The organism is Pseudomonas sp. FG1 (assembly GCF_034313875.1).
Classification (GTDB): Bacteria; Pseudomonadota; Gammaproteobacteria; order Pseudomonadales; family Pseudomonadaceae; genus Aquipseudomonas; species Aquipseudomonas veronii.
The window spans coordinates 3,861,624-3,884,771 of record NZ_JAVIWP010000001.1 but is presented as its reverse complement, the minus strand read 5'-3'; the positions used below and the strand labels follow the sequence as shown (position 1 = coordinate 3,884,771).

The window sequence follows — 23,148 nt, the reverse complement described above, 5'->3', positions numbered from 1 at the left end:
ACCTCAGGCCCAGGGAAAACACAACGTTATCTACGGTCAGGTTAAAGCCCTTGCCGCCCGCGCCCCTACACGCCCACAGGAGTCAAGCGGCGTTGCGGATCTTGTGCAAGGCGTCCGCCACCCACTTGCCGAACGCATCCACCGGCCCTTGCAGGTTACCGAGGAAGTGCGGGTAGATCAGCCACAGGTTCATCACCGGCTTGAAGTCCTTGAGCGGCATCACTGCCAGTTGCTCACGGTGGGCGCTACGCTCCAGCAACGGGCGCGGCACCAGGCCCAGGCCCAGGCCGTCCGCCACCAGGCCCAGTTGCAGCTCGGTGCCGAAGGTTTCCAGGTTCACCCGCAACGCCAGGCCCTGATCGGACAAGGTGCGTTGCAAGCCGGCACGGAAGCCGCAGCCGTCCGGGTTGAGGATCCAGCCGTTCTGGTACACATCGGCCAGCTTGCACGGTTTCTTCGGCAACTGTGCCTTGGCGCAGACCACCACCAACTCCATCTTGCCGATGGATTCCCCCACCACGTTGTCCGGGAAAATCTTGCCGGCCGGGAACAACGCCGCCGCCGCATCCAGCTCGCCGCGTTCGATCTTGCCGACCAATTGGCTGCCCCAGCCGGTGGCGACCTGGGCGCGCAGGTCAGGGTATTCGGTGCGCAGGTGCTTGAGCGCATCGAGCAGCACCACGTCGCCGATGGTTTGCGGCACACCGAGGCGCAACAGCCCGGTGGGCGGCGCATCGGTGGCCACCAGTTCGCGCAGGGCATCCATCTCACGCAGGATCAGCCGGCACTGCTCATAGACGCGCGTGCCGATCAGCGTAGGCTTGAGGGGCTTGGTGTTGCGGTCGAACAGCTCCACGCCCAACGCCTGCTCGAAGTTCTGCACACGGCGGGTGATGGCCGGCTGGGTCAGCTGCAAAGACTCGGCGGCATGGCTGATGGACTGGCACCGAATCACTTCGACAAAAGCATCGATATCGTCAATTTTCATTTGGGCCGCACATAGAAAACAGTCATTAAGATGTGTGCGAAGCATAGTTGCAGGCACGTTTTCTGGATAGCCCGGGCTGTGTTCGATAACGTCTAACACGATGCAGAGCGGTTCTAAATCACCTTCAGCTATAAGCTAATCATTAAAAAATAGCATATTAACTACAAACATTATGCTTAGATAAACCGATCAACAGTAGCCGATGGAAGTGTCATGACCCAGGCCAAGCACCCCGAAAGACTCAGGGCCTTCATAGGCGCCCTGGCGGAATTGATCGACGCTAATCCACGCGAAGGCGACCTGTTGCACCGTGGCGGCAAGCTGCTCGCGCAACTGGTCAGCCATGACGACTGGCTCCCCGACGAATACGCCCAACGCGACCCCGAGCGCTACCAGCAATTTTTGCTGCATGCCGATTCGCGCCAGCGCTTCAGCATCGTCAGTTTCGTATGGGGGCCGGGGCAAAGCACGCCGATTCATGACCATCGGGTCTGGGGCCTGATCGGCATGCTGCGCGGTTCGGAATTCTCCCAAGGCTTCGCGCGCGCCACCGACGGGCGCCTGGTCGCCGCGGGCCAGCCGATCCAACTGGTGCCGGGCCAGGTCGAGGCCGTGTCGCCCAAGGTCGGCGATATCCATCAGGTCAGCAATGCTCACCCCGATCAGGTGTCGATCAGCATTCATGTGTACGGCGCCAATATCGGTGCCGTGCGCCGCGCGGTGTACCAGCCTGACGGCAGCGAGAAGCTGTTTATCTCCGGTTATTCCAACGCCTTTCTCCCGAACATCTGGGACTTGTCCAAAGAAAAGAGCCCTGCCCTATGAGCACCGTATCGCACCGCAGCTTTGCCCAGATTCGCCAGGCCCTGTTGGACCGCGAAGAAGTCGCCCTGGTGGACGTGCGCGAAGAAGCGCCGTTTGCCCAATCCCACCCGCTGTTCGCCGCGAACATCCCGCTGTCCAAGCTGGAACTGGAGGTGTACTCGCGCATCCCGCGGCGCGATACCCAGGTGACGGTCTACGACAACGGTGAGGGGCTTGCCAGCCGCGCCGCCGAGCGCCTGGTTGCGCTGGGCTACACCGCGGTCAGCCTGTTGGACGGCGGCCTGGACGGTTGGCGCAACGCCGGTGGCGAGTTGTTTATCGACGTCAACGTGCCGAGCAAGGCCTTCGGCGAGCTGGTGGAGAGTGAGCGCCACACGCCGTCCCTGGCCGCCGAAGAGGTGCAGGCCCTGCTCGACAGCCAGGCCGATGTGGTGGTGCTCGACGCCCGCCGCTTCGACGAATACCAGACCATGAGCATCCCCACCGGCATCAGCGTGCCCGGCGCCGAGCTGGTGTTGCGCGCCCGTCAGCTGGCGCCGGACCCGGCCACCCGCATCATCGTCAACTGCGCCGGGCGCACCCGCAGCATTATCGGCACCCAGTCGCTGATCAATGCCGGCGTGGCCAACCCCGTGTCGGCCCTGCGCAATGGCACCATCGGCTGGACCCTGGCCGGGCAGACACTCGCCCACGGCCAGTCGCGCCGCTTTGCGCCGACCGACGAAGCCCACCGCCAACTCGCCGCCCAGGATGCACGCCGAGTGGCCGACCGCGCCCGCGTCGGCCGCGCAAGCCTGGCCGACCTGCAACGCTGGCAACAGGACACGACGCGCACCACCTACCTGTTCGATGTACGCACCCCGGAAGAATTCAACACCGGCCACCTGCCCGGCGCCCGTTCCACCCCGGGCGGCCAACTGGTCCAGGAAACCGACCATGTCGCCAGCGTGCGCGGTGCGCGATTGGTGCTGGCCGATGACGACGGTGTGCGGGCGAATATGTCTGCGTCCTGGCTGGCCCAACTGGGCTGGGAAGTGCATGTGCTGGATGACCTGCAACCGGCACACTTCAGTGAAACCGGCGCCTGGATCGCCCCGGTGCCCGCCGCGCCCCAGGCCGAACTGATCAGCCCGCAAACCCTGGCCGAGTGGCAGGCCCATGGCGACACCGTGGTGCTGGACTTCACCGCCAGCGCCAACTACGTCAAGCGCCACATCCCCGGCGCCTGGTGGGCCCTGCGCGCGCAACTGCCGCAAGCCCTGGCCAAGGTGCCGAACGCCGAGCGCTACGTCCTGACCTGCGGCAGCAGCCAACTGGCACGCCTGGCCGTGGCCGAAGTCGAAGCCCTCACCGGCAAACACGTGTTTCTGCTGCAAGACGGCACCGCCGGCTGGATCGCCGCCCAACTGCCGCTGGAAGCAGGTGAAACCCGCCTGGCCTCGCCGCGCATCGACCGCTACCGCCGGCCGTATGAAGGCACCGACAATCCCAAGGAAGCCATGCAGGCCTATCTGGATTGGGAGTTTGGGCTGGTGGAGCAATTGGCTCGGGATGGGACACATGGGTTTTATGTGATCTGAGTCTGCCATCAGCGCGGGCTGCGTGTGCATAGGCAGACGCGGCCGCATTCGAAATCGCTGATGACGCGCCGTCGAAGTTGATGCCCAGGCGCGCCGCCAAATGTGCGTCGACATGGAAGAACGGCTTGTAGGTTGTTAGTTAAGCACCAGTGTGTTTTTCAGGCCCGTCCACTGCGCGTTTTCGAGATCGCCCATGGGCTGGGCCTTGATGTAACTCAGGGCAAGCAGTTGGCGAGTGCCAGGTACGATCAGCCCTAACTGATACTGATAAATGCGTTCGCCACCTCTGCTGAACTGGTTGTGGACCTCGAGGGCGTCAACATCTTGCCTGGCACCGACGCGAACATTTTGCAGTGGTTGGTAGCGTAGTTCCTGAACCTGCTGCTCAAGCTTTTTCAGTTGCTCTGTAAAGTTACTGCGCAGGGTTTCTCCATCAGCGAGCACGGCACGGGTGATGATCAATGAAGTGCTCAGGTCGGCGAATTTCAGAATGTTGATGGATGAGTCTTGGACATCATCAGTGGGCAGCGTGAATTGCAGTTCGTTGAGTCGATAGGTCATGGTGGGTTGCTCTGCCTGTCAGTAGTAGATTGGCTTGGGCGATATCGAGTTGGCAGTAATATCAATTCGGATTTTTATGATGCACGTCAAAGCCATCAGGGACTTGGCCTTTTGTCATTCTATCTACCCCTGCCCGGCCATGTTTTTTAAGCAATTTTGGATCTTTTGCCACTTTCTTCAGATACTTTTCCTTAGCTCCGCCTTTTTTCCAAGGTTGGCACGCATCTTCTTGATTTCACTTTTCGTTCTCTTCTGATAGCAGGTTTCAAGACCCCAGGGGTCAATCCACATGAATGGATTAGGTGTGTACTGATGGATATTGAGTCTAAAAATCATACACCTGATACGCAGCAACAAACCCGTTGTCGATGGTGAACGAATTGGGGCTGTTATGGGTTTTGTACTTATCTGACAGACGTGCTTGTACTTGTGCAATGCTTTCTCCAATGGTTATTCCACCGTTCGAAACTTTTGGTACTATTGCGTTAGTCAAATTCATAACCACCTCTATTTCGGAGCGTTCACTAATGCCCTGCCTAAAAAAACTGGGCTATCGACAATTTTTTCGTATTTTACAAAATCTGTTGGGGCTACGCGTCCTTGGACTTCCCCATTTCGGTACACCTTACAATACCCGGATGGTAGTCCGGGACATCTTTGTTTCCGGATTTTGTGATCCTAGTAAACTGCGTCTGCTGAGTCTTGTTGGTGTTAAAATTTGTGATGCTTTTGGTATAGCCTTTTTTCAATAACGACATTTCAACTTGCTGAGGCGTTTTGCCGAAAAGCTTGCTCGCCCACTTTTTAGAAATGTTTTTCCCTCCATTAAGGGCTTTAATGCAAGTTAACCCGAGAGGGTCTACCCATTCAATCGGGTTAGGCGCGAATTGGTATAGATTTAGCCCCCCCGCCAAGCCAATCGGATCCGGCGTCGTAAACCGCCTCCTAGAAGTCAATAATTTACCTGGCCGATCGTACACACTATTTTACCCATGAGGAAAAATCAGAAATATAGATTTCATCTAATTTTAGATTTGCGGGGATATCTTGAATACTGTCGGCAATTTCATCGAAAGGTGAAGGTATTACGTATGAAATACCGAAGTCGTCCTCTAGGATGAGGGAGCCATTGAAAATGCGTTGTCTTTTTGATAGCTCAGCTATTTCATAAAAAAACATGCCAGTCCTGAATGTTTTCCGGTACGTACCCTTGTAGTTCTTATTGCAACCCAGCGAACATATAGCACCGTCAGCCTTGGTAGTAATAGTTATTGTATTATCCACCCAATAAGCCGTCCTGATTTCGCTATCAGGCAAAGTATAGCTTTTAACTACGACCTCATGGTACTCATACAGCTCTTTAAGGTAAATAGAAACATTGCTATCGAGTACAATGTTTGCGAGAGACTCCCCGGATTTTATTTCAGCATTGAAGTCAATCATTTATAAACTCCCGTTCATTAGTGCGCCATCGACATAGACTGGAGAATCTTTGATTAAATCGTAATTTTTAAATCCCCCGTGACCGATTCGACCAAAAACCACATCTTCCCCCGATTTATTTACTTTATAAATCTTCCAGTAGTCGTTACCGTGAATATTTTTTTGGCTTTTATTTCCACCCGGGTGATAATCCAGCTTATATATGGACCCGGATTTTGTAGCTCGAGAAAATTGAACGTGCTGAATGGCATCAGGTCTGCCAGCTTGAGGATAACTTTTAGTCCAGCCACGAGTGCTTAGATAACCGTCAAGGTCAGCAGATTTCTTGCCTGTCAACTTATCAATCCAGCGTTTGGCTATCGTAGATTTCCTGGAAAAACCCTTCGATGAGCCACAGTTTAATCCTATAGGGTCGACATATCCAAAAGGGTTTGGTGCATATACGTATAAGTTAACCCCACCCATCAACCCAATCGGATCCGGCGTCGTAAACCGCCCCACATCCGGGTCATAAAACCTGAACGTGTTGTAGTGCAGCCCCGTCTCCCGATCCAGATACTGCCCCTGAAATCGCAGGTTCTGCTCTTCAATAAAATACGCTTCGCGCACCTCCTCCAGCGCGTTGCCCCACACCCGATAAGTCGCGCGCCAGACGTTGTGCCCGTCGGTTTCAGTCAACTGTTCCGGCAAGCCGTTGAGGTCGTTGTGGTAATAGCGGATTTTCTGCAGCGGGCCGACGCCGTCGACTCGCGCCAAGGGTTCGTAGCCTTCGTCTTCGTAGACGTACAGGCTTGTTTGACTGTGTTTATGTTCCTGCAACAACCGCAGGCCATCCCACATGAACCGCGTCTCGCCCGGCGGATAGCCGTCGCGGCCATGCTCGGTTTTTTTAACGCGTCGGCCCAGCGGGTTATAGGTCATCCTGACCACGCTGCCGTTTTCATTGCGGACTTCAATCAGTCGGCTTTCGGCGTTGTAGCCATAGCCCACGAGTACTTCACGGCGTTGATCGGTATAAAAACGCTCGATGCGAGTGACGCCTTACCTCGCACTGAACACCGCGCTGCCTAATGCAATAGAGCCTATGTCGATGGGGCGACCCTGTTCGTCGGTGTAGACAATAGTCTCGCCGCTTTCGGGATGAGGCTGGATCTCAACACAAACCTTTAACGAAGTCCTTCCACTAGTATCTGGTCTTTCTCCCCACCCCAAGGGTCATCCAGTAGATACTTGGCTGGAACTTTTCCCCCGGATGGAATCAGCGTGATCTTGTAAAAAATCTCGTCGCCTTCGCAGACCTCGAAATACAACGCATAGTCGCGTTTTTCTAGATCAAGCTCGACTTTGAATTTCTCAGCGGCGGATGAAATTTCCACATGATTGGGATCTGTCACATGAAACGGTACGACAATGCACCGCTGGGCGGTTTTATCAAGATCGAAATCGCTTGCCAGTTTTAGATGTATGTTCGCACCGAATGCGTCTTCGGGAATAGGGTCAAACACAACATAATCGTTATGAACAACGGCACCTTGCTCCAGATTAACCTTACCCCATTGGCTTGAAGCCTCGTCAAAGGGGCGTGAGCGAAATTGAACTTGGCTGTGGGATATTAGTAGATCCACAGATTGATCTTTATTTGTCATCAGTAAACCTCGAGTTTAACTCTGGTCCCATTGGGTAGGTCGGATAGGGCATTGCCAATGCTCGAGCCAGCACCCCGATTATCGCTAGGATCGATGTACTTGACGCTGGCGCCACTACCACCTTCTTTGAACATTGCCATCGGCCATTCATCTCGATCCTTGTCTGTCTTGGTTTTTATATCTTTCAAGCTGAGTTTGCGGTTGAGCTTAGCGGCGTCGCGTTGAATGGTCACAATGTAGGGGTGGCCTTTCTTAATTGCACCATCAATATGACCGAATGTCTGCGGGTACTCCGAACGCTTCAATCTCAGCTTGTAGTCGTACTGTTTTGACCGGGTTTTGCTCAGCGTACAGCCGGCAAGGCCTAGAGGGTCCAGCCAGGTGAATGGGTTCAAAACGAACGCGTACAAATTGAATCCACCCGCCAACCCAATCGGATCAGGCGTCGTAAATCGCCCCACATCCGGATCATAAAACCTGAACGTATTGAAATGCAGCCCCGTCTCCCGATCCAGATACTGCCCCTGAAACCGCAGGTTCTGTTCTTCGATGTAATAAGGCTCACGCACCTCCTCCAGCGTATTGCCCCACACCCGATAAGTCGCGCGCCAGACGTTGTGCCCGTCGGCTTCGGTCAATTGTTCCGGCAAGCCGTTGAGGTCGTTGTGGTAATAGCGGATTTTCTGCAGCGGGCCGATGCCGTCGACTCGCGCTAAGGGTTCGTAGCCTTCGTCTGCGTAGACGTAAAGGCTGGTCTGGCTGTGTTTATGCTCCTGCAACAGACGCAGGCCATCCCAGGTGAATCGGGTTTCTCCCAGCGCATAACCCCGGCTGTCGTGTTCGGTTTTGGTGATGCGTCGACCGAGCGGGTCGTAGGTCATGTTCACGACCGTTTCTCGCCCGTTTCTCTGGCTGCGTACTTCTATCAGCCGACTTTCGGCGTCGTAGGCGAAATGCTGCACACCTCGCGCAGCGCTGCGCTTTTCGATCATTCGGCCAAAGCCGTCGTAGCGGTAACGCTTGTCCTGATAGGTCAGCAATCGGTTATGGCGCACCAAGCCGCCAGAGGTTTGCGGGCCGTCGAGCAGGTTGGCGGCGGCGTCGTAGGCGAAGGTTTCGCGCTGGCCGCGCAGGTTGTCCTGGCTGGCGATGATGCGGCCGGTGGCGTCGTAGTGCAGCAGTTGGCGATGTTGCGCTACGGGTTGCTGGTCGAGTTTGCCGATCAGGTTGTCAGCGGGGTCGTACTCGAAGTGTTTTTGTGTGGCCGCTGGCATCAACGAGGGCTGGCTGGCGTGGCGGCGCTGGCGAGCGCGCAGGCGGCCGCTGCGGTCGTATTCGCTGCGGGTGCTGAGTTGGCCTTGGGTGCGCAGCACTTCGCGGTGCAGGCGGTCGCGCTCGAAGTCGCTGATGACCTGGCCGTCGAGGTTGATCTGGTGCAGGTGGCCGCTGCCGTAGTACAGGCGATTGAGCCAGCGGCCGTCCGGTAGTTGCGTCTGGATCAGGTTGCCGAGTTCGTCGTAGTGGTGGTGCAGATTGCCCGCTGAACTCTGTTCGGCAAGCAACTGGCCAAGGACGTCGTAAGCGAAACCAAGAGCCTGGGTATTGCCCTGCAAGTCGGTGAAGGTGACGGCGGTTAGCTGGTCCACCGCATCGTAGCTGTAGTCGGTGCGGCCATCGTCGGTGGTCTTGGCAATCAACCGGCCAACCGCATCGCGCTGCAGCCGATGAATGATGGGGGCCGGTGGCTCCTCGGGAACTATCGCCAAGTCATTGCCATAAGTCGCCGCAACGGCGGTCACCGCCGTGATGTTATCCAGCAGGTCATAGGTGTAGCGCTTGGCGCTGCCGTCGAGGTCTTGTTGTTGGGTCAGCCGATCCCCGGCATCCCACGCGAACCGATAGCTTTCGCCGTTCTCGTTGACCAGCGCTTGCAGCCGCCCATAGCTGTCATAGCTGAATTGCACCTGTCGTCCATGGGCGTCGGTGCGCTGGCGTACCTGGCCGCGACGGTTGTGCTGGTAGAGCGTGGTGTGACCGGCGGGGTCGGTATAGCCCACCAACTGACCGCTGGTATCACGCTGGTATTGCTCGGTGCGCCCGTCCGGCAGTTGGCTGCTGAGCAAGCGTCCTTGAGCGTTGTAGCTGAATTGAGTGCGCTCGCCGAGGGCGTCGGTGATGACCTGCAAATAGCCGCGCTCGTCGTAGCGAAAGCGCGTGGGGTAGCCTGAGCAATCGACATGCTCGACCAGTTGCCCGAACGGGTTCCAGCGCAGCTTTTTACTTTTGCCGGTAGCATCGATGATTTCCACTGCTTGGCCAAAGCGGTCGTATCGATAGCGCGTGGTCTGACCAAGGGGATCGATTTCGCTGACGCAGTTGCCACGCGGGTCGTACCGGTATTGCCAAACCTGTCCGGCTGCATCGGTCTCCACCAACGGCAGCGACCAATGCTGCAGCCACACGGTGGATTCGATCCGCCCCAACGGATCTTGCGTCTCGCACAGGTTGCCGGACTCGTCATAACCGAACGTCCACTGACCGCCCTGAGGATCGGTGGCGCCGAGCAACTGGCGCTCGTCATTCCAGTCGAATTGCCAGGTTTGGCCGAGGTTGTCGGTGTACTCGGTGATCTGGTACTGCGGATTCCATTGGCGTGTGCTGACCCGTTGCAAACCATCGGTAATCTGCGTGATCCCAGCGTGTAGGTCATAGTCGAACTGGTAGTCATCGCCTTCGTCGGTCCAGTGTCGGACCACGCGCCATTCGGCGTCTTCCACACAGGCCCACTGGTAATAGCAACGCAGTCCGGTGGGCCGTTGGTGCTCGACCATGCGCTGGCCGCTGTCGTAGGCAAAGCGGCGCTGCACATGCCCAATTGCATCGCGAACTTCGGCCAGGTCGCCAGCGGCATCGTAGTGATAGCTGGCTAACACTTCGCGGCTTTGATCCGGGAACAGCCGTTCGATCTGTTCCACGCGCCCGGTCCATTGACGGCTGTAGCCCAGTTCAATTCGTACATCATTGAAGGAATCGTGTAACTGACTCAGGCGACCTTGGGCGTCGTAGTCGAGGAGGATGCGGTTGTCATTGCGGTCCCCCAGCTGGCCCAGGCGCAGGTGCGACGGGTTGCCTGGCGTTGGTTCGAACAGCCGATAAATACCGTCGACGCTTTCAATCAGCACCTGCCCGTTGGCATGGCGCCGCACGCTCAGGCCTTCGCCCGCGCTGAACACCGCACCGCCCAGGGGGATGACGCCCATGTCAATCTGCCGGGCCTGCTCGTCGGTGTAGATCAGGCGCTCGCCGCACTCAGCAAGCCCCTGCATTTCGACGAAAACCTCGTAGATCACACTCCAACCGGCGCCGAACAGGCCATCGCGGCGTTCGTCCCGACTGCTGTAGTAGCGCTGCCACTCGATCGGCAACAGGCCAGGCAGGGTGAAGTCCAAGTCGTCTTCACCGTCGAGAATTTTCGCGCCCGTGGCACTGTGTACCGGGTTGGGCGAACCGGCGACCGCCGAGGTAATGACATTGCTCACCTGGCTGCTGCCCCACGACACCAGCCCGCTCACCGCCATGCACGGCAGCTTGCTGAAAAACTTCGCGCCACCGCCGCGCAAGGTCAGCAGCGCCGTCACCGCCAGCCCGATACCGGGCGTCTTGCCGCTGCGGATTTCGCGGACGACGACCGGGGCGCCGCCGATGATTACATTCGGCGAAACCTGCGCCGTCCCAACCTTGGCCTCGCAGGTGCTGCGATCCCCACTGCGCACGGCGGGCTGGCCGTTGATAAATACGCGACTGGAACCCTCGGCCATGTACTGCTCTGGCATCGGCGGGTGTTTATCGCAGTCGACTTTATCGCCAGGACAAGGCACGGCGCCCAAGGCTGGCGTAGCGACTGTCGGGCGCCATAGCTGAGAGAAAAAGCCTTCAGCGATATCCAGATAAGTAGGCTCACCCTCTGGCGCCGCGATTACATCCGAGATCTTGCCAGCCGCCCGCGCCGCGGGTTTGCCGTTGATGAATACGTTGGGCGAACCGCTGCTGATGAAGGCGTCGATGACGGGAGGAAACAGGGCATTGGCAAAATACTCACATAATCGTGAAAGGCCTTTATCCGCGCCGGATTTGCTCATGCCGACGCCGACCACCGCACCCACCACGGCGCCGAGTACAACGCAGCCGAGGCCGCCAGTCGCCACGGTGACACCCGCCGCCGCAACCACCGCCGCTGTCGCCAATGCGGTCACGGCCACATTGGCGGCAATTTCCAGGACGCCGCCTAAAACGTCGGCCAGCATGGAACTGTGCAGAAGCGCATCGCCCTCGCGGGCAGCCCAAGGCGTGTCAGTCATGCGCAACGATCCGTGTTTGAAAAAGACCCGGATCAAATCACGCGGTGGTTGCCTTGCTCAGGTGAGACTTTCCGATGCGCTCGTAGGAATACTCCGAATCAGCAGCCAAACTAAATGCATCAAAGGAATAATCATAAACCATATAATCAGTTATTTTAATAATTACCATATAACCAAAAAGAACTTCACAGCAGGTTTTTATGGGAATAACGTTAACCCCTCACCGACCCCTTCTCCAGGCGGAGGTAGCCGAACCCTTTCTTGATCTGCCTGGAGCCTGTATCCCATGGTCTTTGCCTCCCCGTTCAAACGCCTGCTCCTGGGCACCGCACTGGCCTTCGGCCTGAGCACCGGCGCCCATGCCGCCGACCTGCAACCGCTGCGGGTGGCCAATCAGAAATCGACGATCAAGGCGCTGCTGGAAGTCTCCGGCGAAGCCAAGAATGTGCCCTATGAAATCCAGTGGGCGGAATTCCCGTCCGCCTCGCCGCTGGGTGAAGCCTTGAATGCCGGCGCCGTGGATATCGGTGCGTTGGGCGATGCACCGTATGTGTTCGCCCTCGGTGCCGGTGCGGCGCTCAAGGTGGTCAGCATCATCCACGCCGACGGGCGTAGCACCACCGCCCTGCTGGTGCCGAAGGACTCACCCATCAAGACCGTGGCGGACCTCAAAGGCAAGCGCATCGTGACAGGCCGAGGCTCCATCGGGCATTACCTGGCGATCAAGGCCCTGGCCAGCGCCGGCCTGACCACCCAGGACGTGCAGTTCATTTTCCTGCTGCCCAGCGAATCGCGCCTGGTGCTGGACAATGGCAGCGCCGATGCCTGGTCGACCTGGGACCCCTACACCACTGTGGTCACCTCACAAAGCCAGGCGCGGATCGTGGCCAGCGGCAACACGCTGTTGAGCAACCACCTGTACCTCGCGGCAACCAGCCAGGCCATCAGCGAAAAACGCGCGCAGCTCGACGACTTTGTCGCACGCGTCGACCGCGCCTACGCCTGGGCCAATACGCACCCCAACGAGTACGCCGCCGCCCAGAGCAAAATCACCGGGCTGCCGCTGGCTGTGCATGTGGCCGTGGCCAAAGAAACCCACCTGACCCCGGTGCTGATTGACGACGCCGTGATCAGCGGCCTGCAAGCGACCGCCGACACCTACCAACAAGAAGGCCTGCTACCCCGGCACATCGACGTGTCGCAGGGTTTCGACAAGAGCTTTAACGCCAAGCGTGCCCCCCAAAACCAAGCATCGCGTTAACAGGAGCAGAACATGAGCAAGCCACGTCAATTGAAACTCGGCGCCATGGTCCACGGTGTCGGCCACGGCTGGGGCGAATGGCGCCACCCACAGGCGCAACCGAATGCCAGTACGAATTTTGCGTTCTACAAGCAGCAGACTGAACTGGCCGAAACCGCCAAGTTCGACTTCGTGTTCATCGCCGACAGCCTGCACATCCATGCCAAATCCAGCCCGCATTACCTCAACCGGTTCGAACCGCTGACCATCCTCTCGGCCCTGGCCGCGTTGACCACGCATATCGGCCTGGTCGCCACCGTCACCGTCAGCTACACCGAGCCCTACCAGGTCGTGCGCCAGTTCGCCTCGCTGGACCACATCAGCGGCGGCCGCGCCGGCTGGAACGTGGTCACCTCGTGGCTGAGCGGCACCGCCGATAACTTCGGCAAGGCCGAGCACCCGCCGCATGCGGTGCGCTATCGCATCGCCAGGGAACACCTGAATGTGGTCAAGGGGTTGTGGGACTCCTGGGAAGACGACGCCTTTGCCTACAACAAGCAAAGCGGTGAGTTCTTCACCCCGCACAAGCTGCACACGCTGAATCACCAGGGCGAGTTTTTCTCGGTGAAAGGCCCGCTCAACATCGCCCGTTCGCGCCAGGGCCAGCCAGCGATTTTCCAGGCGGGCACCTCGGAGGACGGGCGCAACTTCGCCGCCGAGCATGCTGATGCGATCTTTGTGCATGTCGACAGCATCGAAGACGGCCTGGCCTACACCCAAGACCTCAAACGCCGCGCCACAGGCTTCGGCCGCGACGCCGACAGCCTGTCGATCCTGCCGGGTATCCGCCCGATTGTCGGCCGCGACGCCGCCGAAGTGGAACGCCGCTATCAGCAGGCAGTGGACCTGGTGACCGTGGAAGATGCGATTGTCGCCCTCGGTCGCCCGTTCAACGACCACGACTTCAGCCAGTACCCGTTGGACGAACCGTTCCCCGAGCTGGGCGAGCTGGGTTCCAACAGCCAGAAAGGCGGCTCCGACCACATCAAGCAACTGGCCCGGGACAAAGGCCTGACCCTGCGCGAAGTGGCCTTGCATTTCTCGCGGCCCAAGCGTGATTTTGTCGGCACCCCGGAGCACGTCGCCGATACGATCCAGACCTGGTTCGAGACCGGCGCCAGCGATGGTTTCATCGTCAATTCGGTGCTGCCCGATGGCTTGCAATACTTCACCGAACGGGTGGTGCCATTGCTGCAACAGCGCGGCCTGTTCCGCAGCGAATACAGCGGCCAGACCCTGCGCGACAACCTCGGCCTGGACGTACCGGCCAACCGCTACAGCGTCGCCGCCGAGGTCGAAGCACAGCAGGAGGCATTGGCATGAGCGGATCCCTCCACATCGGGGAGCCAGCCCGCGCCCCGATTTCTGACCGAGTCCATGCATCATGACGTCATCCTCGCCACCGTCCTTGCGCGCCGTGGAAGTCGCCAACTTCGACGCCCTGCTCGACCGTCTCAGCGCCGAACTGGCCGGCAGCGCTCAGCTTTTCGACGAGAGCGGCGCCTTCCCCCACGCCAATTTCAAACGGCTGCATGAACACGGCCTGCTCGCCCTCACCGTGCCCAAGGCCCTCGGTGGCGGCGGCGCCAGCCTGGCCCAGGCACGCAAAGCCATCAGCGCGATTGCCAAGGGCGAACCCTCTACCGCGCTGATCCTGGTGATGCAGTACCTGCAACACACGCGCCTGCAAGACAGCAAAACCTGGCCCGCGCACCTGCGTGTAAAAGTCGCCGAAGACGCGGTACGCCACGGTGCGTTGATCAACGCGCTGCGCGTCGAGCCGGACCTCGGCACCCCCGCCCGCGGCGGCCTGCCGGCGACCACCGCAGTGCGCAGCCCTGAAGGCTGGCGCATCAGCGGGCGCAAGCTCTACTCCACCGGCAGCCACGGCCTGAGCTGGTTCAGCGTGTGGGCGCGCAGTGACGATGCCGACCCGCTGGTAGGCGCCTGGCTGGTCCCCAAAAACAGCCCCGGCATAAGCATCATCGACAGCTGGGACCACCTGGGCATGCGCGCTACCTGTAGCCATGACATGGTGTTCGACAACGTGCTGGTGCCGCTCGACCACGCCGTCAGCGTCAGCCCCTGGAGCGCACCGCAGCCGGAACTGGATGCCGAGGGGTTGCTGTGGATGTCAGTGCTGCTGTCGTCGGTGTATGACGCCGTGGCCCAGGCCGCGCGCGATTGGCTGGTGAACTGGCTGCAAACGCGCCAGCCGTCCAACCTCGGCGCCGCGCTGGCGACATTGCCGCGTTTCCAGGAAACCGTCGGGCATATCGACACCCTGCTGTTTGCCAACCGCAGCCTGCTCGACGCCGCCGCCGAAGGGCATACCCCGGCCGGCAATGCGGCGCAGTTGAAGTACCTGGTGACCGGCAACGCGATCCGCGCCGTGGAGCTGGCGATCGAAGCCTCGGGCAACCCCGGCCTGTCCCGCCACAGCCCGCTGCAGCGCCACTACCGCGACGTGTTGTGCAGCCGCGTCCACACCCCGCAGAACGATGCCGTGCTGCAAGGCGTCGGCAAGGCGGCCTTCGCCCAACGACAGAAGGAACGCACATGAACAAGGGCACCACTCTGAGCATCCTCGTCTGAGGTGCGCTCGGCCAACGCCTGCCTCGGTTAAAAAATGTGGCTGGGGCCTTGTGTCGGCTGGCCAATCTCATTTGATGCGGTAGTGAAAGGTATTGCGCACCGCCGGCACCGCTACCGCCTTGCCGTCAACGATCCTCGGCTGGTAGCGGAAGGTATTCGCCGCCGCCAATGAAGGCCGGATAAACAGCGGATGACAGCCGTCCAGCACCTTGGGGTTTTCCACGCGGCCCAGGGAGTTGACGGTGTACTCCACCGAGCAATCGCCTTCGATGTTTTTGTCCAGGGCGCGTTCGGGGTACTGCGGTGCTTCTTTGCTCAGCGGCAAGTATTGGCGACTGTCGAACGCCGGGGCTGGAGCAGGTGTGGCAACCCGCGCGGTTTCAGCGGCCAGCCGCGCCTGGTTCAGCCGTTGTTGCTCCAGCTCGCGGTTGTGCTGTTCGGTGGCCTGGCGTTCCTGTTGCTGTTCAAGGCGCTTTTGCTCGACGCGCTTACGCGCCAGGGCCGCTTTCTCCAGTTTTTGCGCCTGGATCTGCGGGTCGAGGGTGGGTTTCACCGGCGTCGGCACCGCCACGGGCTCCGGCGGTGGCGGCGCCAGCGCTTCAGGCAGCGGTTCAGCCACGGGGGCCGGGGCCGGCGGCAGCATCACCAGTTGCGTATGCATCACCTGCGGCGCTTGCACCATCGGCTTCTGCGGTGACCAGCTCAGCATCAGCCCGGCCACTACGCCCACATGCAGCGCAACGGCCAGGCTCGCCGCCAAGCCTTTGCGCCACCACCCGCTGCAATCCCGAGGCGCCATCACCAGGCTCGGACTGTGCATGATCATCGCCGTCATTGCGGGGCCTCGGTCACCAGCCCCAGGTGGCTGACGCCGCCCTTTTGCAACACCGCCATCGCCGCGACCACCCGCCCATACCCGGCGTCTTCGTCAGCGCGGATATAGACCTGGGTATCACTGCGCGCCGCCACCACTTGCATGACCTTGGCGCCCATGTCCTCCAGGCTCACGGCGCTGTCGGTCTGGTGCTGCGTGTCCAGCTCGTCGCCGAGGTTCCAGTAGTAACTGCCGTCGGCCTTTACCGACAGCGTGAGGATCTGCTGGCGGGTGTCGGTGGCCAGCGCCTCGGCGGCGACCTTGGGCAGGTCGATCTTCACGCCCTGGGTCAGCATCGGTGCGGTGACCATAAAGATCACCAGCAGCACCAGCATCACATCGATATAGGGCACCACGTTCATCTCGGCCTTGGGCCCGTGCTTGCGTTGCGGCCTGGTTAACATGGGCTTGCTCCTGTTCAGGCGGCCGTGGCCAGGTGGGTCGGCATGCCGCTCAGGCTGCGATGCAGGCGCACTTGCAGTTCATTGCCGAAGGCGTAGTAGCGGGTGAGCAGCGTCTGGCTGCGCGCCGAAAAGCGGTTGTAGGCGATCACCGCCGGGATGGCGGCAAACAGGCCGATGGCCGTGGCGATCAAGGCTTCGGCGATGCCCGGCGCCACCGTGGACAGCGTGGCTTGTTGCACCTGGGACAAGCCGAGAAAGGAATTCATGATGCCCCACACCGTGCCGAACAGGCCGATGTACGGGCTTACCGAACCCACGGTGGCGAGAAACTGCAGGCCCTTTTCCAACTCGATTTCCTGCGCGGTGATCGCCACCTGCAAGGCGCGCTCCACCCCTTCGAGCACCGCCGGATCGTGGCTGTGCAGATGCTGGTATTCCTCGACCCCGGCGATAAAGATCGGCGCCACGCCGCCCTCGCCCGCCTGCACGGTGTCGCGGTACAGCGCTTGCAGGTCCGGAGCCGCGCGAAAGCGCGGCACAAACCCGTTCAACTGGCGCTCCAGGCGCCGCAGCACACTGCCGCGCTGGAGAATCAAGTACCAACTGAGCAAGGACGCCAACAGCAGCGTGACCATCACCGCCTTGACCAACAGGCTGGCGTCGCTGATCAACCCCCAGATCGTCATATGTTCCATCGTCGCGTGCATGGTGGTGAACTCCTATTCGATTAAAAAGTGATGACCGGGTGATGACGGCTTACGGCAATTTCAGCGCGCGGGTCACATCGCGCCAGGGCACGAACTTGAAGTTCTGGGTTTGCTCGGGCATGCGCTTGCGCCCGTCCTGCACCACCAGCATGCCTTGGCTCCACGGCCCGCCGAGGTTGACGGCGGTGACTTCGAGGCCATCGGTTTCCGACGCCCCATCGATCCCGGCCTCAGCGTTCAAACCGACGCGAAAGGCGCCGTGGGCGGCGAACGGCGGTTCGGCATCCACCACCAGGTAGCTGTCATTGCCTTGGCTGGAGATCACCAGGTAATCGCGCGCGCCGCTCTGGTACAGCGCCAGGCCCTCGACATCCGCGTGCAGTTGCGCGCCGACCTTGATCACGCTGGTCAACGTCGCCGGCTGATCGGCTCGGGCGTCCACCGCCCAGACGCCGACATCTTCTTCACCGATGAACAGGCGCTGACGCTGGTCATCGGCGACGCAGCCTTCGGGTTGGCTGTCGACCTTGAACTGGCGCACCAACTCGCCCTGCACGCGGCCAGCCGGCGCGCTCAAACGGTATTGCAGGAAGGTGCCGTCCTTGCCGTTGGCGATCGCGTACAGTTCACCGCTGGCCGGCTGGAACAGACAGATGCCGTAGATCTCCTTGAGCGGCGTCGGCACTTCGCCGGCTTCGCGCAACTCGCCGCTCTGACGGTCGATGCTGAACAGGCTCAGGCTGTTGTGATCGCGATTGCTCGCCACGGCGAGGTCGACGGTCTGTTGGCCGAGCTTGAAGTTGGGGCGGACATCGACGTTGTTCAGGCGCCCCACCGCCAGTTCCTGCAACAGCTTGCCGTCGAGGTCGTAGGCCAGCAGGCCTTGTTTTTTGTTGGTGCCGAGCACGCGGCTCTGCGCCGGTCGTTGCGGGTGAATCCAGATCGCCGGGTCGTCCGCCGCATCGCCTTGACGCCCGACCGGGTCGGTCTGGCGCTGGGCGGCGACTTCCGGCAGCACCGGCAGCGGCGCGACGGGCGTAGCCTGCCACGTCAACTCGGCCTGATAGAGGTTGCCGCTGTCGTCGTCGCGCAGCAGCAGCTGCCGGCCTTTGATTGCCAGGTTTTCCGCCTCCTTCACACCCGGCAGGTGCAGGCTCGGCTGGGCCACCCAGCGCTCGCCGTCCTGCTGGAACAGCTGCAGTTGAGCGGTCTTCGGATCAAGCGCGACCAGCCCACCCGGCACCAGCGCCATGGCCCCGGCGGCGCGCCCGGGATTGTCGAACAGCGCCACCGGGGTGCGTTTCACCTCGGCTTCCGGGTGCGCCGGGTAGGCCCACCAGCCGACGTTTTCTTCGTTCACCACCAGTTGATGGGTCGCATCGTCCACCTGGCAGAACTGCGCCGACGGCGGCAGCGGTAAGCCGCGCACACGCTGGGGTCGGGCCAGCAACGTCGGGCCATTGCCCACCAGCCATTGCTCGCCCTTGCCCTCTTCGCCCACCAGGAACACAAACAGGTTGGCCGCCGAGTCGCGATACAGGCACACGCCGTTGACCGGATAGTCGCGGGTCGGCAGGTACAGCGGCGCGCCCCAGCGTTTGCCGGCGCTATCCAGGCTGATCAGCATGGCCTGCTGGCGTTGGTTATCCAGGGTCGCCACCAGCACCTGGGCACCGGCGGCACGGCTGTCGAGGCTGCTGAAGTTGCCCTTGAAACGCGCCAGTTCGGCGCCTTTTTCGTCGAGCAGCATCAGGCCGTCGCGGGTGCTGGCGGCCAGGCGTTCGGGGCCGTTGGGCAGGAAGGCCAGCGCCTCGGCGTTCAGGTTCGGCGCCCAACGCGTCAGGGCCAGGTCGGCGGCCAGCGCATGGCCGCAGGTGGCCAGGGCCATCAGCAGGTATAGCTTGGAAAATCTCATGAACAGGCAAATCCTTCGAAAACGATGAACAACCCATGTGGGAGGGGGTTTGCTCCCGATGGCAGTGGTTCGGCTGATAAATCCGGCGACTGACACACCGCTATCGGGAGCAACCCCCCTCCCACACTCGGGTCGAGGTGGTGGTTAGAAATGGGTGAAGGTCAGGCCGAGCTTGTAGGTCGGGCCGTACTCTTCGTACTGGCCGTTGTAGCTGCGGTGGCCGGTGTAGACGAAGTACGACTCGTCGGTGAGGTTCTGCGCCTCGAAGCTGACTTGCAGGTTCTTGGTCAGCGAGTAGCGTGCGCTGAAGTCGACAAAAGTCTGTGCGTCGACGTGCAGGTCGTGGGCCTTGTCGTTGATCGAGGCCAACTCATACAGGTAGGCCGATTTGTAGTTGGCCGACACGCGCAGGCTGAGCTTGTCGTTTTCCCAGCCGAGCATCAGGTTGCCGACAGTGTCCGACTGGTTGGGCAAGCTGATGTTGCGTGTACGGTTGCCGCCGCTGGCCGCGTCGAAGCCTTCGATATCGGCGCTGGAGCGGCTGAACGTGGTGTTGGCACCGACCAACAGGCCGTTCCACGGCGCGGGCAGCCAGTCGAACTTTTGTGAGTAGGCCAGTTCCAGGCCATAGAGCTTGGCGCTGTCGCCGTTGGCGTAGGTGTGGGCCTCGGCGAAGTTGGTCCAGGCGCCGGTGCCGGCCACGTCGGTGTTGTAGACAAAGTGCTTGATGTCTTTGTAGAACACGAACGCCGACACGGTGCCTGCGCGGCCCATGAAGTGCTCGATGCCCAGGTCGAGGTTGCTCGACTCCAGGGGCTTGAGGTCCGGGTTGCCGAAGGTGGCTTCGTCATCGTCGATCACGAACCCCGGCGCCAGTTGGCCAAAGGTCGGGCGCACCACGGACTTGGTCCAGGCCGCGCGCACCTGGGTGTTCTTGTCGATCTGGTAACGCGCATGCAGGCCCGGCAACCAATGGTGATAACGCCGCTTGGTCTCGGTGGCGCTGAACTGGCCGTCGGTGGCGCCGGTGCCTTTGGCTTCGAACTCGGTGCCTTCGTAGCGCATGCCCGCGATGAAACGCCAGTCGTCGATGTCGATGGTGTTCATCAGGTAGCCGGCGTTGATGTCCTCGCGGATGGTGAAGTCGTTGACCCGGGATTCGGTCTCGTCATAGAAGTCATCACGGTTGAGGCTGCCGATCAGCTGCTTGATACTCCCCGCGCTGATACCCGGGCCGTAATTGCCGAAACGGTAGTCGACGCTGCCCTTCTGGAACCGGGTGAGGTTGAGTTGTTCGTCGGTGAAGCCCAGGTCGTCGAAGTTCTTGTAGACCCAGGCTTCCAGGTCGTTGTCCTTGTGCCGACGGCTGACCTTGCCGCCGAACTTGATCTGGGACGCGTAGCCGCTCAGGTCGTAGTCGCGGGCCAGGTCCAGGCGCAGGTTTTTCTCGGTGTCTTGGGTGTTCTGTTTTTCCCAGTCGACCTTGTCCAGGGTGAAGTTGCTCGCGTCGTAGAAGCCGGCGCCGACGATCGGGCGCGGTTTGTCTTTGTCGTAGAAGCCGCTGTCGGCAAAGTCGCCGCCATCGAAGGTGGCGCCGGCGATATGCGCCGGGCTGTCTTCGCTGGATTGGCTGTAGCCGGCCTGGCCGCTGAGGGTCCACAGGCCGAGCATGCGTTCGCCGCCGAACACGTAGGACTGGATTTCCTGGGTTTCCTCACGGTTCTTCAACTTGCGCTTGCCCTCGGCCACACCCAGCTCGCCAGGGGCCTGGGGGTCGGCAAACTCGAGGCTGGCGGCGTTGCGGGTCTCGGTGTCGGTGTAGCGGCTGTAGAGGGTGCGCAGGTAGTAGCTGCTGAGGTCATCGGGCTTGTAGTCGAAGTTCAGGCCACCGCCGGCGCGTTCGCGGCTGATGTCGTAGTCACGCTGTTCGAACTTGTTGAGTTTGGCCCCCTGGCTGAAGTCCCAGGCGCCGCCGGTTTCGACGTTGTCCGAGCCGAAGTCGCGCTTCTGCCAGCTCAGGGCCGCGGCGACGCCGAAGTTGTCGATACCATCGCCGAGGCTGAAGCGGTTGCTCGCCGCGCCGGAGAATTTCGGGCTGGTCTGGCGTGTGTTCTTGTCGTAGCTGGCCTCGGTGCTGCCAGTGTAGAACAGGCCTTTGTGATCGAACGCCGACAGGCTCTTCACATCGACGGTGCCGCCGAGGGAGTTGGCGTCCATGTCCGGGGTCAGGGTCTTGATCACCGACAGCGACTGCACCAGCTCGGAGGGCAGCACATCGAGGGCCACGGCGCGACGTTCGCTTTCGGGCGACGGCACCAGGGTGCCGTTGATGGTCACGCTGTTGAGGTCCGGGCCGAGGCCGCGCACGCTGACGAACCGCCCTTCGCCCTGGTCGCGCTCGACGCTGATGCCGGGCAGGCGCTGCGCGGCTTCGGCAACGTTTTCATCCGGCAACTGCGCCACGCCGTCGGCATGCACCACGCTCTTGATGCTGTCGGAGGAGCGCTGCTCCTTGAGCGCCTGGTCGATGGCGGCCGCCTGGCCGACCACGTCGACGTGCTCGGTGTGGGTGGCGTCGGCGGCCTGGAGCCGCTCGCTGGCCATCGCCAGGGCCAAGGCGGTGAGCGTAAAGCTGACGAGCCCGGTGCGCTTGTACATGAAGTCCTCCCCAAGAGTCCGTTGGCGCCAGGCAAGAGGCCCGGCAACTGGGAGGGCACGCTAGGGCCGGGGGATGACGGTTCTGTGACAGGGGTTGGCCGCAAGGCCCGTAAACCGGGAGTTTTGCCTGGTTCTCAACGTGGAATGAGCCGAAATGACCTCTGGAGGTCAACGGTGGGAGGGGGCTCGCCCCCGATAGTGGTGGGTCAGTCAATAGATAAGCCATCTGGCACACCGCAATCGGGGGCAAGCCCCCTCCCACCGTTGGTTTTCATCGCGTGTGGGGTGAGCTGATTCGACCCTCCCCCAGCGTCATCCAATCGTCACATCCATCTGCTGTGCTGGCGCCCATCGCTCATTCGCCAGAGGACTCGCGGCCATGTTTTGCGTGCTCAAACCCCACCGCTGGAAACTCGCCCTGCTGCTGCTCGCGGCCAATCTTGGGCTGATCCTGCACCTGGCCTGCGGCGAGCTCAAAAGCGTCAGCGAGTGGGTATGGCTGGATATCATCGGCGAAGGCGGCTCCGCCCTGCTCGCCCTGGTATGGCTGGGCCTGGTGCTGAAAAGCCGCCCCGCCGGGCGCGTCACCAATTACCTGGCACTGGGCCTGTCGTGCATCTTTTTCTCCTGGTGGATCGACAGCCTCGACGAATTCATTCGCCTGCCCGCCAGCATCACTTGGGATCACTGGCTGGAGTCCGGGCCGATGCCGGTGGGCATGATCCTGCTGACCCTGGGCATCTACCACTGGCACCGCGAACAACTGGCGATCAGCGCGCAAATGGAAAAACGCGAGCGGCTGTTTCGCGAGCACCGGTTGTTCGACACACTCACGCCCCTGGGCGGCGCCGATTACCTCAAGCGCCAACTGGCCGACAGCCTGCAAGACAGCCGCGACCAGCAACAACCGCTGTCGCTGCTGGCTCTGGACCTGGACAATTTCACTGCGATCAACCAGGCCTACGGCCACGCCGAGGGCGATGCGGTATTGCAGGCCCTCAGCCATGTGCTACTGCTCAATCTGCGCCGCCAGGACTTACTCTGCCGCCTGGCCGGCGACCGCTTTGTGGTGGTGTTGCCCAACACCGGCGAGCGCCAGGCCCAGGCGTTGGCGCTGGAGTTGGAGCAAGCGGTGCGCAGCCTGGCGCACAAGACGCGACAACACGGCGAGCGCCTGCAACTGGCGGCGAGCACGGCCGTGGTGATGGCCCTGGACGAGCCGCCCCAGGACTTGCTCAAGCGCCTGAACCTGACGCTCGCCCGGGCCAAACAACCGCTTGCGAAAAGCGCCTGA

General features: G+C 60.9%; 16 protein-coding genes and 2 pseudogenes. 6 read left to right on the top strand and 12 right to left on the bottom strand.

The genetic code is table 11. The annotated features are described in order from the left end of the window. Positions 1 to 82: 82 nt before the first annotated feature. Entirely contained in the window at positions 83 to 988 is a 906-nt protein-coding gene (locus RGV59_RS18025; RefSeq protein ID WP_046383844.1) for a LysR family transcriptional regulator, read from the bottom strand. Positions 989 to 1,201: 213 nt separating this feature from the next. Here RGV59_RS18025 and RGV59_RS18020 point away from each other — a divergent pair, with 213 nt between their 5' ends. After that, positions 1,202 to 1,813 carry a cysteine dioxygenase gene (locus RGV59_RS18020; protein WP_126585995.1) on the top strand — a complete coding sequence of 204 codons (612 nt, stop codon included), beginning with the start codon at positions 1,202 to 1,204 and terminating at the stop codon, positions 1,811 to 1,813. Beyond that, entirely contained in the window at positions 1,810 to 3,393 is a 1,584-nt protein-coding gene (locus RGV59_RS18015) for a rhodanese-related sulfurtransferase (RefSeq protein WP_126585993.1), read from the top strand. The genes RGV59_RS18020 and RGV59_RS18015 overlap by 4 nt, the downstream gene beginning before the upstream one ends. Positions 3,394 to 3,528: 135 nt before the next feature. Here RGV59_RS18015 and RGV59_RS18010 read toward each other — a convergent pair whose 3' ends face one another. From RGV59_RS18010 to RGV59_RS17985, 6 genes and pseudogenes are all read right to left on the bottom strand, one after another. Further along, on the bottom strand, positions 3,529 to 3,954 hold the full coding sequence (locus RGV59_RS18010) for a DcrB-related protein (RefSeq protein WP_046488501.1): 426 nt from the start codon (positions 3,952 to 3,954) through the stop codon (positions 3,529 to 3,531). 841 nt (positions 3,955 to 4,795) lie between these two features. Beyond that, positions 4,796 to 4,895: pseudogene (locus RGV59_RS31785) on the bottom strand (RHS repeat-associated core domain-containing protein); the annotation flags it as partial. A gap of 40 nt (positions 4,896 to 4,935) precedes the next feature. Beyond that, a complete protein-coding gene (locus tag RGV59_RS18000; RefSeq protein ID WP_126585991.1) occupies positions 4,936 to 5,397 on the bottom strand; it encodes a hypothetical protein in 462 nt (153 codons plus the stop codon). 399 nt (positions 5,398 to 5,796) lie between these two features. Then, positions 5,797 to 6,381: pseudogene (locus RGV59_RS31780) on the bottom strand (RHS repeat-associated core domain-containing protein); the annotation flags it as partial. A 182-nt stretch (positions 6,382 to 6,563) separates the two neighbouring features. Beyond that, on the bottom strand, positions 6,564 to 7,043 hold the full coding sequence (gene comJ, locus RGV59_RS17990; RefSeq protein WP_102618568.1) for a competence protein ComJ: 480 nt from the start codon (positions 7,041 to 7,043) through the stop codon (positions 6,564 to 6,566). After that, positions 7,043 to 11,401 carry an RHS repeat-associated core domain-containing protein gene (locus tag RGV59_RS17985; protein WP_126585989.1) on the bottom strand — a complete coding sequence of 1,453 codons (4,359 nt, stop codon included), beginning with the start codon at positions 11,399 to 11,401 and terminating at the stop codon, positions 7,043 to 7,045. Before RGV59_RS17985 ends, comJ begins: the two co-directional genes overlap by 1 nt. Positions 11,402 to 11,687: 286 nt before the next feature. Between RGV59_RS17985 and RGV59_RS17980 the strand changes: the two genes are divergently transcribed. The 3 genes from RGV59_RS17980 to RGV59_RS17970 all read left to right on the top strand — a co-directional run bounded on the left by RGV59_RS17980 (position 11,688) and on the right by RGV59_RS17970 (position 15,264). After that, positions 11,688 to 12,662, top strand: a complete 975-nt coding sequence (locus RGV59_RS17980; protein WP_046488508.1) for an ABC transporter substrate-binding protein — start codon at positions 11,688 to 11,690, stop codon at positions 12,660 to 12,662. Between the two features lie 12 nt (positions 12,663 to 12,674). Next, entirely contained in the window at positions 12,675 to 14,024 is a 1,350-nt protein-coding gene (locus tag RGV59_RS17975; protein ID WP_126585988.1) for an LLM class flavin-dependent oxidoreductase, read from the top strand. A gap of 61 nt (positions 14,025 to 14,085) precedes the next feature. Next, positions 14,086 to 15,264: an acyl-CoA dehydrogenase family protein gene (locus RGV59_RS17970; protein WP_126585987.1), complete on the top strand. Its 1,179-nt coding sequence runs from the start codon at positions 14,086 to 14,088 to the stop codon at positions 15,262 to 15,264. A 99-nt stretch (positions 15,265 to 15,363) separates the two neighbouring features. On the opposite strand, the gene RGV59_RS17965 is transcribed toward RGV59_RS17970, so the two are convergent. The 5 genes from RGV59_RS17965 to RGV59_RS17945 all read right to left on the bottom strand — a co-directional run bounded on the left by RGV59_RS17965 (position 15,364) and on the right by RGV59_RS17945 (position 21,854). Next, positions 15,364 to 16,131: an energy transducer TonB gene (locus RGV59_RS17965; RefSeq protein WP_126585986.1), complete on the bottom strand. Its 768-nt coding sequence runs from the start codon at positions 16,129 to 16,131 to the stop codon at positions 15,364 to 15,366. Further along, positions 16,128 to 16,574, bottom strand: coding sequence for a protein TolR (tolR, locus tag RGV59_RS17960; RefSeq protein ID WP_046383853.1), 447 nt, complete (start codon positions 16,572 to 16,574; stop codon positions 16,128 to 16,130). Before tolR ends, RGV59_RS17965 begins: the two co-directional genes overlap by 4 nt. Positions 16,575 to 16,588: 14 nt before the next feature. Beyond that, entirely contained in the window at positions 16,589 to 17,281 is a 693-nt protein-coding gene (gene tolQ / locus RGV59_RS17955; RefSeq protein ID WP_079443566.1) for a protein TolQ, read from the bottom strand. 49 nt (positions 17,282 to 17,330) lie between these two features. Next, the gene (locus RGV59_RS17950; RefSeq protein ID WP_126585984.1) at positions 17,331 to 19,196 is read right to left on the bottom strand and encodes a phytase; all 1,866 of its coding nucleotides are present in this window, start codon (positions 19,194 to 19,196) and stop codon (positions 17,331 to 17,333) included. Positions 19,197 to 19,340: 144 nt separating this feature from the next. Next, the gene (locus RGV59_RS17945; protein ID WP_126585983.1) at positions 19,341 to 21,854 is read right to left on the bottom strand and encodes a TonB-dependent receptor; all 2,514 of its coding nucleotides are present in this window, start codon (positions 21,852 to 21,854) and stop codon (positions 19,341 to 19,343) included. Between the two features lie 379 nt (positions 21,855 to 22,233). Between RGV59_RS17945 and RGV59_RS17940 the strand changes: the two genes are divergently transcribed. Beyond that, positions 22,234 to 23,148, top strand: a complete 915-nt coding sequence (locus tag RGV59_RS17940; protein WP_046383857.1) for a GGDEF domain-containing protein — start codon at positions 22,234 to 22,236, stop codon at positions 23,146 to 23,148.